The following is a 15,202-nucleotide window of genomic DNA, read 5'->3' on the forward strand; positions in this document are numbered from 1 at the left end:
ATTTCTTTCCGAATAGATATGAAGACCCCGTTAAAGCGCGGTCGCTTTAATCAGGTATCTTCGATGAGTTTCGAGCAGGTTTCCTGGCTTACATCGGCATACACTCTAACCTTCCCAGCTATTGCCAGTGGATAGAGATACCATTTAGATGATCACAGTTGCGGAGACAGCGACGGATTAAACACCGTACTTCCCTTTTACTTCACGTAGTGAACACTCGAACGGGAGCAAACTATGGCAAAACCCCGGCCATGTCAATCACGGCGCTGAATTAATGCGCCTTATTCAGGTTCCTTTTGAAAAACGGCCGAGTTCATTGCCTCGATGATCAACTCAGTGACGGACTTACGCTCCTCTTGTTCTTCACGAAGAGATTCACTGTAAGCCTTCTGTTCCTCTCTCAAGTTGTTCAAACGTTCGAGCGCTTCAGCCACATCGGGAGAAATTCGAATGAGACCGGCTTCAGCTTCTTCCTCTGCAGCCCCATCAGACTCCGCCTGTAAGGCAAAGTTTTTAATCTCATCCTCAATATCCTCTTCACTCATGACCTTCGGCTGATTCGGTTGACGGTTTTCCTCAGTGTGATCCACCAAATCAATTTCCTGAACGGAGCGAACTTCACCATTTTCCATCAACATCACGCCATTCGCTTTTATATTTCCTAAAGGCAAACCTTCCCGAGAAACCAAATCAAAATCGGCCGCCGAAGACCCAAGATAAATTGCACCAACCCCCGTTTCTTTCAGGGTTAACAGACTGTCATTCCCCTGCTCATCGGTGACCCAGACTTTCAATTGATCAAACACAGGATCAGACTCATCGATCCATAAATTACCGTCGTGATCAAATTCAGCCAACTCCTCAAAGCCCCTTCCCGTTGCAGGTCCAAAAAGCTCAGAACCATCATCAACCGAACCATTACCGTTACGATCCAGCATCAAATAACCACTGCCCTTACCCAAAGTCGCTATCGTTTCAGCCACACCATCACTGTCGATGTCGAACTCAAAAAACTGATCATTCAAGGTCGCACTCTCTGAGCCAAAGTTAATGACCAATGGATCAACCATCGGCGAAACATTAACCAACAGCTCAGAACTTGTTTCGATCGTCTCAGAACGCTCCATGGCCAAATACAACCCAAAATTGATCACCCGACCATCTGACGTACTCACTGTCCCATAGCCGTTATATATCTGAGATTGCTCGGTGTAGGAGCGCGTGTACTGTTCAACACGCATCAACCCAGAGCCTCTTGCCGTCAGTGGTTGCAGATTGAGATCTTCCACCATCGTCGTGACATTAATAATGTTATTTCCGGGAACCTCAAGCGGTACTTGCTCACCAACAGCCTGAATACTATTAGCGGAAACAGCGTTCGCTGCGACAACATTCGCTGCGGCAACATTTACTGGGACAGCATTCACTGCGACAGCATTCACTGCGACAGCATTCACTGCGACAGCATTCACTGGGACAGCCACTCGTGAAGCCGCCTTATTTCCCTGAAGAACAACATCCGCAGCTGCACGCACAAAATCCGAAGACCTGAATTTCTTCGCTTCTGTCGGATCTGTGTTTTTTGTTTCTGTAGCTCCCAAAGAAATATCACTTGAGCGATACGCATACTGCTCAAGCTCTTGCTGGTATTTTAGCTTCGCATTTTCTGAGATACCGACAATCACGCCATTGGAAAAGTTTCCTTGCTCACCTTCGAGCAACTCATCATCACCAATCAATGCGTTTTGTTTTGACTCGTATTGATATAAACGTCGCGCAGCAGAGTCCATCTGCACTTCCGATGCAACAATCTTCATAAAACCTCCAGCCTGAATGTTTTTAAGCGGCCAAGCTTAAAAACGTAAACCTCCATTAGAGGTTATCGGCGGGCACAAAAAGCAATCGACTACCTTCTGTCTGGAATCACAAAAAATACTTGCCACACACCAACACAAGCTGCCGAAAACACAAAAACAGCAACAAAATTTTTAGTATTGACTATAGTAAATAGAGGTATTTTCTGTGAGTTATATTATGAACTTATTGACTGATAGTTTATTCAAATATTTCGTAATACCCGTCGTCAGCGTGTTCCTGATTTCACTTTTCTGCTTCTGGTTGGTCATCCCTTCATACATTAAAGATCATGCAATCAGCCAAGCTGTCATGTCGTCTGAAAAGAAAGTACAGGAGTATAAAATTCTCCGGGGTTACTACACTAAAAACGTCATCAAAAAAGTCATTTCCAACTCTGACTTAAAAGGGTCGTTTAATCACAAAACAGAACAAAACTCGATTCCATTACCCGCCACCCTTATCCATGATTTATCTTCTGAGTTCGAAAAAAAAGGATTAAGCCTCAAGCTCTACAGCGCCTTCCCCTTCCCTAACCGGGCTAGCCGCCGCTTAGACAGCTTCGAACAAGACGCCTGGGATTATCTGCAAAACAATCCTAAAGAGCGCTTTTACCGTATCGAAGAACAAAACGACAAACAAACACTGCGCGTCGCCATTGCGGACACTATGTCTGCTCAGGTGTGTGTTACCTGCCATAACAAACACCCTGAAACCCCCAAAAACGACTGGAATCTGGGCGATGTGCGAGGCGTTTTGGAAGTAAAAACAGACATTTCCAACCAAATTGGCACAGGCCAGTCTCTCTCGTATTTACTGCTTATTATTCTTGCAGTGTTTATGATTGTTCTCTTAATGATCCTTGCTGTTGTCTACCGACAAGTCATTCAGAAAAAACTGATGTGGCTAAACAAAGGGCTTACGGACATATACGAGGGTAAATCTCACATTGATGAAGGGCTGGATGAACGAGGTAATAATGAAATCACCCATATCGTTAGAGCCTTCAACCGGGTAAACCAAAAGTCTCATGCAACGGAGTCACTGTTGGGCGATATGTCCAGTGATTTGGTGAATGTATCCAATCATGTCACCGACGACGCAAACTCCACATTGGCGTCTATGAACAAACAATCTCAGGCCACCGACCATCTGGTTTCCTCGGTCGCAGAACTGTCATCAGCCATTGAAACCATTACCTCCGACTCTCTACATGCAACCGAGCTTATTCAGAACGCAGCAAAGGCCGCCAACGAAGGCAAGTCTGAAATCATGGTGTCTTCCGACTTAATCAGCTCTCTCGCCAGCGAAGTCCAGAATGCAACCGCATCCATTGAAATGCTCGGCAAGGATACCGAAGAGATCGGCAGCGTATTGGATGTCATCAAAGGCATTGCCGAACAAACCAATTTACTGGCACTCAATGCCGCCATTGAAGCAGCACGAGCAGGAGAACAAGGCAGAGGTTTTGCCGTTGTCGCCGATGAAGTCAGAACGTTAGCCAGCCGGACTCAATCCTCTACCGAAGAGATTCAGAATATGATTGAGAAATTGCAAAACGGCGCAGCCAAAGCCATATCCGTTATTCAGAACGGGCAGACTAAAGCCGAAGAATGCGTTACCCAATTTGAATCGGTTTCAGGGTCAATTTCTACCATATCTGACGCCATGACTTCAGCAACGGAAATGAACGCTAATATCCAGGAACTATCCACCAAACAGAATACTCAGATGGAGGATGTGACCGAACAAATACAAAATATCTCAGAACTCTCTCATAAAACCGCTAACGAAGCGGAATCCTTAGCGAAGAGCGCTGAACAGCTAAACACGCTCTCCCACTCGATCAAGACGAAATAAGGTACGTAGGTTCATCGCCCTCAACCCAGGGGGCGTATTTTTTCATTATGGAAGTAAAGCGGTCAGACTCTAAAAAGTTGGTTAACCACACCTTTACACGCCCATAATCCGACTGATCGAACCACGCCTTATCAACATGCGCGAACTGGCGAATGAATGGTGCTATGGCTGCGTCAGCCAAACTGAAATGGTCGCCCATCAGGAAGTCATGCTTCATCAGCTTATTCTCCAACAACGTCAGGAAAGTTTCGCCTTTGGCCCGATAATTTTCTTCGGAGTCTTCAGGAAAACGCACCGAGTATTTATAGCGGTCTAAATGCCCTTTAAATTCATTATCATTCATCTCAACCAATGCTAGCGCCTCATTCAACAACAACTCGTTATTATTAAGCAGCCAGCCGTTCGGATCGTTTTGAGTCAGAGCCCACAGCATGATGTCAAAACTCTCATCAACCACCAGTCCCTCTCCAACCCACAACACGGGCACCGTGCCTTTAGGTGACAACGTCAACATATGGCTCGGCTTATTTTTCAAGGTGATTTCTCTCAGTTCAACATTAATGCCACTTTGTTTGATCGCAATCCTGGCGCGCATTGCATAAGGGCAACGCCTGAAAGAATATAAAACAGGCACTTTAAATTTGGACGTCATAAAACCAATCAACACTCAATATGGAGCCGAGAGTCTAATTTATTCAACCAGATAATCAACCGCTGTCGTAATTCGCACTGAAGGTTTCATGTTATGATGCGGCCATTCACCCACTCATATTCCATTTTCGTCGAGTTCTCTATGGCACTAAAAGCAACCATTTTCAAAGCAGACATTCAGATTTCAGACATGGATAGGCACTACTACGCAGGTCACGAGCTTACGATTGCTCGACACCCATCAGAAACAGATGAACGAATGATGCTCAGAGTATTAGCCTTCGCCTTGTATGCTCATGAGCAACTTTCTTTCACCAAAGGTTTGAGTACTGATGATGAACCCGACTTGTGGCAAAAAAGCTTGTCTGACGAAATCGAGCTTTGGATAGACCTTGGTCAACCCGATGAAAAAAGAATACGCAAAGCCGCAGGCAAATCTAAGCAGGTTATTTTAATCACTTACGGCGGAAACTCAGCGCAAGTCTGGTGGGATCAAAACCAGGATAAGTTTGACCGCTTTAACAACCTGAGCATTTTAAACATCGATGAGACGGCATCAAAAGCTTTAACGGAGCTGACCGACAGAAACATGCAGCTTCAATGCACCATTCAGGATGGCCAAATCTGGTTGGGCAACGAAACAACCACCGTTGAAATTACCCCACCCCGGCTAAAAACCAACTAACGCTCTATATCACTATCAAAAACTGCACCACGCTCAAAAACCACATCACTATCAACAACAATGTCGCTAAAAAACTACAGCACTAGCGAAAAAGGATGGCCCGTCACGAACGATGTTTCGCCCACGGGTCGACGGCAGGTATAGCAGAATGGGCAGGTTTAGCAGAATGACCGCTAGACTGCTCTCCTGTGCGCATTTCTAAAAACAACTGCTCCACTTTCGTTCTCGCCCAAGGCGTTCGCCTAAGAAACTTCAAGCTGGACTTGATGCTTGGGTCTTTCTTAAAACAGTTAATTTGTATTCGCCGAGCCATTTCTTCCCACTCATAGTAATCAACCAACTCCTCAAGAATATTCTCAAGCGTCATACCGTGTAACGGATCATGCGACTGAGAGTGATTTTTGTCCGAACCTGACATAGAGAACTCCAATTAAACGTCTATTATTAATGCATTCTAACCCATTTACCGATCTATTTGATCATGGAACCGAGAAATGACTGCTTCCAGCTCTGAACCACTTCACCAAAAAACCTGTCAGGCTTGCCAGGCCGGAGCCCCCCAAGTCACCGATCAGGAAGCCGAGACGTTACTTAACACTCTACCTGGCTGGAGCATTATCGACACATCAGGCACCAAACAACTTATCGGCGTATTTAAGTTTAAAAACTTCGTAGCGGCCTTGGACTTCACCAACAAAGTCGGCGAGGAAGCAGAAAAAGAAAACCATCACCCGGAAATCAGAACAGAATGGGGTAAAACCACTGTTTTATGGTGGACACACAAAATTCATGGCCTGCACATGAATGATTTCGTTATGGCTGCCAGAACCAGTCAAATCTATCAGCGTTCAACCACGAAAGAATGATTTAACATCAAACCATGACAACAATAAAAAAATAACCAAGGATGAGGCGATGACCCGAAAAACAAGCTATCACACCTGCAATCTATGTGAAGCCATGTGCGGCTTGGCAATAGAAACGGATAACGAGCAAATTCTGTCAATCAAAGGTGATAAGCAGGATTCTTTCAGTCGTGGTTACATTTGCCCTAAAGCAACGGCATTGCAAGACATATACGAAGATCCGGAACGCCTGACCAAACCACTGGAACGCACTGAACACGGCTGGACAACCATAGCGTGGGAAGAAGCTTTTGATAAAGTGGCCGCAAATCTAAAACGAATCCAGACACAATACGGGCAAAATTCAGTAGGAACCTATTTAGGCAACCCTAATGTACACAACATGGGAGCACTGCTTTTTGGCCGTGAGTTGTTGCAAACCCTCAATACTAAGAACATGTACTCGGCCACCTCCGTTGATCAACTACCTCACCACCTAGTGGCATCCAAGCTTTTCGGTCACATGCTTAAAATGCCCGTTCCCGACATCGATCGAACCGACTTTTTTTTAATGCTTGGCGCCAATCCTGTGGCCTCCAACGGCAGCATCATGACCAGCCCGGACATTAAAAACCGAATCAAAGCCATTCAGAAACGCGGAGGAAAAATCATTGTCATCGACCCCCGTAAAACAGAAACGGCCGAAATGGCGAATAAACACCATTTCATAAAGCCCGGCACAGACGCCTTATTGCTGCTCGCAATGATTCATGTAATTTTTGAAAGCAACATCATAGACGATCGCTGTAATCACTTGCTCTCCAATGAGCTGGATGCACTAAGAGAAGATGTCATCCCATATTCGCCGGAACGCGTTGCAGATAAAGTAGGCATGGACTCCGTTGAAATCCGACGCTTAACCTATGCGTTCAGCGAAGCAAAGAAACCGGTATGTTATGGCAGAATGGGAGCCTCAGTTCAGTCATTTGGCACATTAAGCCAATACCTGATCATGGTCTTCAACCTACTGAATGGCCGAGTCGATACCGAAGGCGGAATGATGTTTACCCAACCCGCTGCCGACTTACTTAGCCATACCAGCAAAGGCCATTTCGACCGATACCGCTCACGCGTCAGAAACCTACCAGAATTTAACGGGGAGTTTCCGGTTGCGACTCTTGCAGATGAAATCCTGACGCCCGGCAAAGATCAGATTAAAGCCATGATCTTCGCCGCAGGCAATCCTGTAATATCCACCCCGAATGGCAACAAACTGGATAAGGCACTCCAGGAATTGGACTTTGTGGTCTCGATTGACTTTTACCTCAACGAAACCAATCGACATGCAAACATCATCTTACCGCCCGTTTCTCAATTAGAGCGGGATCACTACGATTTAATCTTTAATTTACTTTCGGTTCGCAACACCGCCAAATTCTCTCCGGCCCTCTTTAGCGCGCCAAACAACGCCAAGCAAGACTGGGAAATTTACCTTTCATTGACGGATCGTTTGAAAAGCAAAAAATCACTCAGAGACAAATTGATTCATCGCTTCCATAAAAAATACGGGCCGACAGCGCAACTGGACTTACTGCTCAGAACCGGCCCCTATGGCAAATTATTAAACCCTTTTTCAGGCTTAACCCTAAAAGCATTAAAGTCCAACCCTCATGGCATAGATTTAGGGCCACTCAAGCCACAACTGCCAAACGGGCTTCGAACCAAGAACAAACAAATAGAGTTATCCCGCGATTTCTTCATGAAAGATTTAACGCGCCTTGAGAATACGTTCTTTAAACAACCCCAGGCAGACAAAGAGGACAAGGCCAACTTCACTTTGATTGGAAGGCGACACATCAGAAGTAACAATTCCTGGATGCACAACAGCCGCAGGCTGGTCAAAGGCAAAAGCCGCTGTACTGTCATGATGCACTCTTCGGATTGTCACGCTCTCAAGCTAAAAGACGGTGAAACTGTAGAGATCACCTCTTCGGTAGGCAGCATCACCTTACCCATTGAAATCACGGATCAAATAGCCAAAGGCGTCATCAGTATACCTCACGGCTGGGGTCACAATAAAAAAGGCACTCGATGGTCTACCGCCGAAAAGTACGCTGGTGCCAATGCCAACGACTTAACCGACGACAACATGATTGATCAGTTTTGTGGCACAGCCGTGTTAAATGGCCTTACCGTTAAGGTTTGTCCGAAGACAAAACCCAACACGTCCCAACAAAAACACCGTGAAGCAGCAGAACCAGAGGCACAGGAAGCCTAAATCAACATATTCTGAGAGAGAAAAAACAGAAAAAGCCCATAATTTAAGTGTATGAATGACTTAAGTTATGGGCTTTTTAGCGAAAAGATTACATTATGTCTGTTTTCTCAAACGGTTTGATATAGTGTTGAGCAAACTTCCATTCTTTGTCTTGCTCCATATGATATTCCATCTCACGAGGGTTGGTTTCTTGTTCAAGAACACTCTTCAGATAGTCGTCCGCAACATACGGGTCATACACCCTGAGAAACAAGTTATAACAACCATTCCATGTTGATTTTGCTAAAAACAGCGCGTTATTCTCTTCTGTTAGCTTAGTCACCAAAGCGCCACAAAATTTATCAACGATTTCTTTTTCTTCCGGTGTCGGTTGCCCGGTGGTTAACTGGGCTTCACATTCAATGACAATCGCCAAATGCCACCCGAACACTTCTTTATGTTTGAAATGCGCCAAAGCTTTATTTACAGAGCAATACGCAGGCATTTTATGCTCTTCCCACGTCAAACTGCCGTGCTCTTCTTTGGGAATACTCACATCGTACTGGGTGATTTTTTCATCTGTCATGGTTTGTTCACTATAAAAGATTGATCAACAGGTGCGCGATTATAACGGAAGACAAAACATCTGGCATCAGTAATATCCTGATGCCAGACTCTTGAAAGGGTCGACCAATGCACTTTAGAAAGGAGGGATTAATTAAGCCGTAAGTTTCTGAAACTCTTCATGATCATACAGAGGTTTTAGTGCCTCATCCGACATCAGATAAGCTTTATAAGAATCCGACTGTTTTAACGCTTCACCAAGATACTGAATGGCTTCATCGTAGAGACCAAGCGCCGTATAAGAACACGCCAACTGATAAAAAGCATGGCTGTTATGTGAGTCTATGCTTAACGCTTGGCGACACAGGTTTGCAGCCCATTGAGGCTCGCCAATTTCAAGAACCGCATCCGCTTTATAAGTCAAAGCTTCACAGTCTCCTGGCTTCAGTTTCAAAATCTGATCATAAACCAGAATTTTGTTCTGGTGGTTATTTTCCTGACCAGCACGCAACCATAGAGATTGTATTTCCTGAGTCAGCTCAATTTCTTCTTTATTCTGCCTGATATGACGTGTCTTCTGAGTTAACTGCTTTTCAATATGAGATAAACGTCCTTCATATTCTTTGACCAATTTAGCAATTTCTTCATCCGCCAACGAATGAACACGGTCTTTAATGTCCCGGATGGAATTCCACCCTACCACCACCAAAATGGAACTCGCCGCTGCAATCAAATAAAAGAAGTAAGTCACCGTATCTGTGGCATAGGTAACGCCCCGGTCAATCGAATTAATTTGTCTGTCGACAATCTGTTGGATCAACTCTGCTTTCTGAGCGCCGAGATCAACACGCAGCTGCTTGATTTCATCCAACACATAACGCTCGATAAAAGGCGTATACAACGGCTTCTCCAAAGCGTTAACACGCTCCAGTACTTGCTCTTTCTCTATTTTCACGTCAGGTTCTTTTTCCTGCACCGCTTTATCCTGCACTTCAGCAGATACAGCCCATCCCGTGACAGAGAAAGAGACAAACAGAACAAACGCTAAGATGCGAGACATATAGCGCGCCCATGATCGTGAATTTCAACTAAACGACTGTGCAATGCCTGAATGGATTCATCGTAGTCCGACTCATTCAGAATGAACTGCATGTCCACTTGTCTCATGGATTGATGCATCGCCAACACAGAAATATTCTTTTCAGCCAGCGCATTAACGGCTTGCGCCAAAATACCTGGTACTTGCATGTCACTGCCGATAGCAGAAACGATCGCAATCTTACGGAAGTTAACTTCAGCATCAGCAAAGCTTTCTTCCAGCACTTTCACAATACGCTTAATGGTCTTCAAGTTGGTCGACACATAATGTGAAACAGTATTCGCATTGATGTCTTTAGCAACAACATTCACCTTGAAGCGATCAATGGTGGCCAAAATAGTCGAATCATACTTGCTGATGTTACCTGCCATGTCCTGATCAAAAACTTCGATCCCGTACACGCCCTTACAGCCGGCAATAATTTCAACTCTAGGAACATCACTCACGTAGTCACTGGTGATTAAAGTACCTGTGTGTTCCGGCTCAAAGGTATTTTTTACCCTTAACGGAATATTGCTTTGACGAAGCCCCTTCGCGGCCTTCGGGTGAATCGCTTCCATACCAAGATTGGCCAGTTGATCCGCTACGTCATAGTTTGTTCGGCCAATGGGCACAGCTTTACGAACCCCGACCAACCTTGGGTCAGCACTGCTAAGGTGAAATTCTTTATGAATAATGGCTTCAGCGGCCTGCGTAACAACCGCAATCCGGCTGAAGGTCATCTCACTGTAGCCTCGGTCAAAGGTAGACATCAACCCAGTGTCGGTATGAGCATAGCCAGTAACAATCGGCAATTCATTTTGAATATCAATATCAGCAAACGCCTTTTCAATGTGCTCATCAAGACTGAATTGCTGTTCCAGCTTCCACCCCGTCAGATCTACAAAACGGGTATTGAATCCATCAGACTCCAGCAACTTTGCCATATTCCAGGCGCTGTGTGCCTCACCAAGACTTGCCAGCATTTCACGAACCGCAATCAAGTGCTGATCCAAGGAAAAATGCCCATGCTGACATAAAGACTGAAGGTTGGTCAGGCAATCTTTAACATCGTCAATCCGGCGCTCGATGAATTGATCCGCTTCCTTACCCAAAGCACGATCAATGAACAAATCCTGATTGATGGCCAAAAACTGGTATTTCAGTTTTTCAATTTCATCTTCCCAGTTGCTGTCATTAACACTGTCTGAGAACAAGGCATAAATGCCAGGTTGGCCAGTTTTTTTATGTTCCAGTAACTTATCCGTTATGCCGCCATAGGCCGACACAACAAACACACGACCATAAGGCGAGTTGCCATCATGCTTCTTAATAATATTATCTCGAACAGACTGGTAATCACTCATTGAAGTGCCACCAATCTTTTCAACACTATGATTCTTCATTCCGATCCTTTCATCTTTGAATACAATTCTCACAGCTTCGATTTGCAGGAGCCGATTTTAGCTTTTCAAACTCAATGGCTTCACCACACGCCTCACAACGTCCGCCGAAATCGGTATCCAGCCAAGCTAATGTCTTGGTTAAGTCCAGAATTTCACGCTGAGCGTTATCAATTACCTGCTGCTCAATACTGGAAAGCTCTTTGGCTGGCACAATAGGCCAGCCATCATCTGCATTCGATTCGCTTGCTGTTTTAACGTTTTCTTTGATTAACTCATTGAGTAACTCAACTCTGAACTGAATCACTTCTTTAAGCTCTTCCACCTGAGTGGCTGTCATAATCATGTTACGTCACCTTTATGTTCAAAATAGCAAACAAAAAAGACGAGCAATCAGTCAATGGCGTCAGCTGTGAGTTCGTATGCACCATCTTTATTATGAACTTCCTTCCCGTTTAAAGGAGGATTAAACACACAAGCCATTTTCATTTCAGATCGAGCCCGTAAGATGTGTTTATCATTCTTATCAAGAATGTAAATTGTCCCAGGGCTAATAGGATAGACCTGACCATCCTCTAACGACTCTACCTCTCCTTCGCCGGACATACAAAACACTGATTCCAAATGATTCTGATAATGCATTTGAAATTCAGCGTCTTTATAAATCGTGGTGACATGGAAAGAAAAACCCATTTTATCTTCTTTTAGCAGAAGACGCGTACTGTCCCAGTTGCCTTTAGGGTCTTTAATAAAGCGATTGGATTGCTCTGCATCCTGTAACTGTCTAACTATCATAACCTATTTCCAGCGAGTTGATTAAGTAAAGAAGATTTAAAACACCCATTAACTGATTAAACGAAGATCTTCAAAGTAGTCATTTTCTTCAGGCATCTCATCTTCACCCTGACAAACCTCTTTGATCGCCTTCTCAACAATATCCAGGCCCTTCGCTAAACTGGCGTTTGAAATCGTCAATGGACACAAGAATTTAATCACCTGATCATCACAACCACTGGTTTCAATGATAAGATTCTGCTGAAAACACTTCTTAGTTACTTTCTCGGCAAATTCACCACTGATGCAGTTGATGCCCTGAAACATACCACGACCCCTGGTGGTAAAGTTTCCTTCGCCGTATTCACTGACAATTGATTCCAGGCGCTGCGAGATATAGCGACCCTTTTCTTTCACAGACTCTGCGAACTTGTCGTCTGACCAGTATTCATCAATAGTCGCTTTAGCGGTTACAAACGCGAGGTTATTACCACGGAAAGTGCCATTATGCTCACCTGGCCGCCATAAATCGTGCTCCGGCTTAAACAACACAACCGCAAAAGGCAAACCGTAACCACTTAGAGACTTAGATAAGGTTACGATATCCGGATAAATACCCACCTCCTCAAAACTAAAGAAAGCGCCTGTCCGGCCACACCCTGCCTGAATATCATCAACAATCAACAATACGCCATGCTTTTTACAAATCACGTCGAGATTTCTTAACCAATCAAACGAAGCTGCATTGATACCACCTTCACCCTGCACGGTTTCCACAATCACCGCTGCTGGCGTATCAATACCACTGCTTGAATCAGACAAGACCTTGTCTAGGTATTCTGTGGTATCAATTTCAGTCCCCAGATAACCATCAAACGGCATTCGGCTGGAACCATTCAAACTCACGCCCGCTGCGCCTCTATGGTGAGAATTACCTGTTGCCGCCAGTGAGCCAAGACTCACACCATGAAAACCATTCGTGAACGAAATAATATTCTCACGACCGGTGATATTACGAGCCAGTTTCATAGCCGCTTCAACCGAGTTAGTTCCCGTCGGCCCGGTAAACTGCATAACGTATTCCAAACCGCGAGGCCTGAGGATTTTCTCATCGAACGCCTCAAGAAACTCACCTTTTGCTTTGGTATGTAAATCAAGTCCATGACTGATGCCGTCATTCGCAATATATTCCAAGAGAGGCTTCTTGAGTCGGTCATTATTGTGACCATAATTCAACGTACCCGCACCCGCCAAGAAGTCGAGATACTCGGTGCCGTCTTCATCATACAAAAACTCACCTTTTGCCCGGTTGAATACTCGCGGGAACGAACGCGCATAACTTTGTACTTCTGATTCAATCTCGTCGAAAATTTTCATTGTTAAATTCCTGTGATTTTTTATGTGCAATAATTATTGGTTGATGAGTGAAGCGACTTTAAATTGATCAAACGGGCCAATCCGCACCAAATATTCAGTGTCATGCAGATCATCAAGATGACGATCTCGATCAAATAAAACTGACTTATCCAACTCCGCCTCAAGTTTGTTCGCTAAGCTTTGGAACAGCGACCAAGATCCAACATTAGACGCAGTGATCGACGTTTCCAGATAGTTCACGTGATGGCATCCGGGCCGCTGTAAAATCTCAGCGATCATTTTCCGCGCCAACCCCTTTCCTCTTGCCTGATCATCAACTGCAACCTGCCAAATAAACAACGTATCCGGACGCTCTGGTATTACATAACCCGACACAAAACCAACCAGTTGTGACTGATAAAGCGCAGCAACCGAAGTTTTTGAAAAATGATGTGTTTGCAGAAGATTGCAATACATTGAATTGGCATCGAGCGGAGGGCATCGACTGATGAGACGATGAACCAAAGAGCCCAGACCGGCTTGTGGTTCCTTAAGAATTACCTTATCAACATTCATTTATTTACACTTCAAATATTTAGACACCTAAACATTTTAACAGCATAAATTATTATTTAAAGATAAAAACGCACAAATTCTGGGCAATAAATGAATATTTTCAGGAAATTACCCCGCAACCATGCAAAAAATACTTAGAACTATAAACTTTGACATCAAAATAAATTAACATCACTCAAGTAGTTTTAGTTCAAGCACAGCCCCTATAAGCCAATAAACAACCGGAAAAGCGACATACTCCACCATATCCGCCGAATTCATTACTGGCTTTTTGATTAACAATTAATGATGCTAAGATGGAAACGAACTACAGATGCAACCACCAATTTTTGAGAGAGAAATATTGAACAACGCAGATGAAGTATTAGTTGCTTTACGTCGGGTCATTCGAGCAACTGACTTACACTCAAAGTACCTATCCAAGACCACAGGCCTTACCGCTCCTCAAATACTTTTATTACAGTCGATAAGAGATAAAGGTCAAGTGACTATTGGTGAATTGGCTGCAGAAGTCAGTCTGAGCCAGGCAACGGTAACCACCATTTTAGACCGACTGGAAAAGCGCGACTTAATCTACCGCGAGCGCTCGTCCACAGATAAAAGAAAAGTCCATGCATTCCTGACAGAATCCGGAACAGAAACACTCAGAGACGCACCAACGCCGCTCCAGGATCAATTCACCCGACAGTTCAACGACCTTCAGGACTGGGAACAAACCATGATCATTGCATCTCTGCAGCGTGTAGCTCAAATGATGGATGCTCAGCACATTGATGCATCACCCGTATTGGATGTAGGCATTTTGGACAGACAAACGAATACCTCGGAAGAAAACCAGGTATACAAGAACAAATAAAAAAGTAATGCGCCTTTAGGAATAAAGGCGCAAGTTAATCAAGTTAATTAGCGCTGCCGATCGTAGTATCGACCACTGAAGTACACTCATAACCCCAGGTTGCCTGCTTTTCTGCGAACGCTTTCGCTTTCTCTTCGCAATAGCCCTCTTCCGACTGAGCATTCCATAAAGTAGTCATACCTGAAGACTTCTCATAAACCACTTCACACGGAACCGGTGAACCAGGCTCAGTATAAACAACGCTGATTTTCCGCTCATCCGCGCCATTAATACACACGTAAGATTCTCCCGCTGTAGCCGCACCTGAAACAGCCAAAGCAACACCTAACACAACCCCTTTTAAACTTAACATTATCATTCCTTAAAAATTTGAGAATTACAGCGTAAGACTATAGAACTGCACAGCAAACAGATCAAAAATAGTCTTAAGAATTTTGAACCAG

General features: G+C 44.4%; 16 protein-coding genes and 1 riboswitch. Of the genes, 5 read left to right on the forward strand and 11 right to left on the reverse strand.

Features of this window, described 5'->3' with window-relative positions; all coding sequences use genetic code 11:
• Positions 1 to 56: 56 nt before the first annotated feature.
• A riboswitch (cobalamin riboswitch) is annotated at positions 57 to 236 on the reverse strand.
• A gap of 45 nt (positions 237 to 281) precedes the next feature.
• On the reverse strand, positions 282 to 1,817 hold the full coding sequence (locus ABD744_RS08560) for a hypothetical protein (RefSeq protein ID WP_344797453.1): 1,536 nt from the start codon (positions 1,815 to 1,817) through the stop codon (positions 282 to 284).
• A gap of 217 nt (positions 1,818 to 2,034) precedes the next feature.
• Here ABD744_RS08560 and ABD744_RS08565 point away from each other — a divergent pair, with 217 nt between their 5' ends.
• Positions 2,035 to 3,714: a methyl-accepting chemotaxis protein gene (locus ABD744_RS08565; protein ID WP_344797455.1), complete on the forward strand. Its 1,680-nt coding sequence runs from the start codon at positions 2,035 to 2,037 to the stop codon at positions 3,712 to 3,714.
• Here ABD744_RS08565 and ABD744_RS08570 read toward each other — a convergent pair.
• Entirely contained in the window at positions 3,701 to 4,366 is a 666-nt protein-coding gene (locus ABD744_RS08570) for a glutathione S-transferase (RefSeq protein ID WP_344797457.1), read from the reverse strand. The genes ABD744_RS08565 and ABD744_RS08570 overlap by 14 nt on opposite strands.
• A 141-nt stretch (positions 4,367 to 4,507) precedes the next feature.
• Between ABD744_RS08570 and ABD744_RS08575 the strand changes: the two genes are divergently transcribed.
• Positions 4,508 to 5,050: a YaeQ family protein gene (locus ABD744_RS08575; protein ID WP_344797459.1), complete on the forward strand. Its 543-nt coding sequence runs from the start codon at positions 4,508 to 4,510 to the stop codon at positions 5,048 to 5,050.
• Positions 5,051 to 5,153: 103 nt separating this feature from the next.
• Here the strand turns inward: ABD744_RS08575 and ABD744_RS08580 are convergent, their stop codons facing one another.
• Positions 5,154 to 5,468: a VF530 family protein gene (locus tag ABD744_RS08580; RefSeq protein ID WP_344797461.1), complete on the reverse strand. Its 315-nt coding sequence runs from the start codon at positions 5,466 to 5,468 to the stop codon at positions 5,154 to 5,156.
• A 76-nt stretch (positions 5,469 to 5,544) separates the two neighbouring features.
• Here ABD744_RS08580 and ABD744_RS08585 point away from each other — a divergent pair, with 76 nt between their 5' ends.
• Together ABD744_RS08585 and ABD744_RS08590 are read left to right on the forward strand one after the other, a co-directional pair.
• The gene (locus ABD744_RS08585; protein WP_344797463.1) at positions 5,545 to 5,916 is read left to right on the forward strand and encodes a 4a-hydroxytetrahydrobiopterin dehydratase; all 372 of its coding nucleotides are present in this window, start codon (positions 5,545 to 5,547) and stop codon (positions 5,914 to 5,916) included.
• 49 nt (positions 5,917 to 5,965) lie between these two features.
• Positions 5,966 to 8,173 carry a molybdopterin-dependent oxidoreductase gene (locus ABD744_RS08590; RefSeq protein WP_344797465.1) on the forward strand — a complete coding sequence of 736 codons (2,208 nt, stop codon included), beginning with the start codon at positions 5,966 to 5,968 and terminating at the stop codon, positions 8,171 to 8,173.
• Positions 8,174 to 8,261: 88 nt separating this feature from the next.
• Here ABD744_RS08590 and ABD744_RS08595 read toward each other — a convergent pair whose 3' ends face one another.
• The 7 genes from ABD744_RS08595 to ectA all read right to left on the reverse strand — a co-directional run bounded on the left by ABD744_RS08595 (position 8,262) and on the right by ectA (position 13,903).
• Complete coding sequence (locus tag ABD744_RS08595) at positions 8,262 to 8,738, reverse strand: DUF695 domain-containing protein (RefSeq protein WP_344797467.1); 477 nt, start codon at positions 8,736 to 8,738, stop codon at positions 8,262 to 8,264.
• A 132-nt stretch (positions 8,739 to 8,870) separates the two neighbouring features.
• Positions 8,871 to 9,776 carry a tetratricopeptide repeat protein gene (locus ABD744_RS08600; protein WP_344797469.1) on the reverse strand — a complete coding sequence of 302 codons (906 nt, stop codon included), beginning with the start codon at positions 9,774 to 9,776 and terminating at the stop codon, positions 8,871 to 8,873.
• Positions 9,761 to 11,200, reverse strand: a complete 1,440-nt coding sequence (locus ABD744_RS08605) for an aspartate kinase (RefSeq protein ID WP_344797471.1) — start codon at positions 11,198 to 11,200, stop codon at positions 9,761 to 9,763. Before ABD744_RS08605 ends, ABD744_RS08600 begins: the two co-directional genes overlap by 16 nt.
• Positions 11,201 to 11,210: 10 nt before the next feature.
• Positions 11,211 to 11,543: a hypothetical protein gene (locus tag ABD744_RS08610; RefSeq protein WP_344797473.1), complete on the reverse strand. Its 333-nt coding sequence runs from the start codon at positions 11,541 to 11,543 to the stop codon at positions 11,211 to 11,213.
• Between the two features lie 47 nt (positions 11,544 to 11,590).
• A complete protein-coding gene (locus tag ABD744_RS08615; protein WP_344797475.1) occupies positions 11,591 to 11,992 on the reverse strand; it encodes an ectoine synthase in 402 nt (133 codons plus the stop codon).
• Positions 11,993 to 12,040: 48 nt separating this feature from the next.
• Positions 12,041 to 13,348, reverse strand: a complete 1,308-nt coding sequence (gene ectB / locus ABD744_RS08620; protein ID WP_344797477.1) for a diaminobutyrate--2-oxoglutarate transaminase — start codon at positions 13,346 to 13,348, stop codon at positions 12,041 to 12,043.
• Positions 13,349 to 13,381: 33 nt separating this feature from the next.
• Complete coding sequence (ectA, locus tag ABD744_RS08625; protein WP_344797479.1) at positions 13,382 to 13,903, reverse strand: diaminobutyrate acetyltransferase; 522 nt, start codon at positions 13,901 to 13,903, stop codon at positions 13,382 to 13,384.
• A 313-nt stretch (positions 13,904 to 14,216) separates the two neighbouring features.
• Between ectA and ABD744_RS08630 the strand changes: the two genes are divergently transcribed.
• A complete protein-coding gene (locus tag ABD744_RS08630) occupies positions 14,217 to 14,759 on the forward strand; it encodes a MarR family winged helix-turn-helix transcriptional regulator (protein WP_344797481.1) in 543 nt (180 codons plus the stop codon).
• Between the two features lie 43 nt (positions 14,760 to 14,802).
• Here the strand turns inward: ABD744_RS08630 and ABD744_RS08635 are convergent, their stop codons facing one another.
• Complete coding sequence (locus ABD744_RS08635) at positions 14,803 to 15,111, reverse strand: hypothetical protein (RefSeq protein ID WP_344797483.1); 309 nt, start codon at positions 15,109 to 15,111, stop codon at positions 14,803 to 14,805.
• Positions 15,112 to 15,202: the final 91 nt, after the last annotated feature.

This window comes from Litoribacillus peritrichatus, assembly GCF_039537985.1.
Taxonomy (GTDB): domain Bacteria; phylum Pseudomonadota; class Gammaproteobacteria; order Pseudomonadales; family Litoribrevibacteraceae; genus Litoribacillus; species Litoribacillus peritrichatus.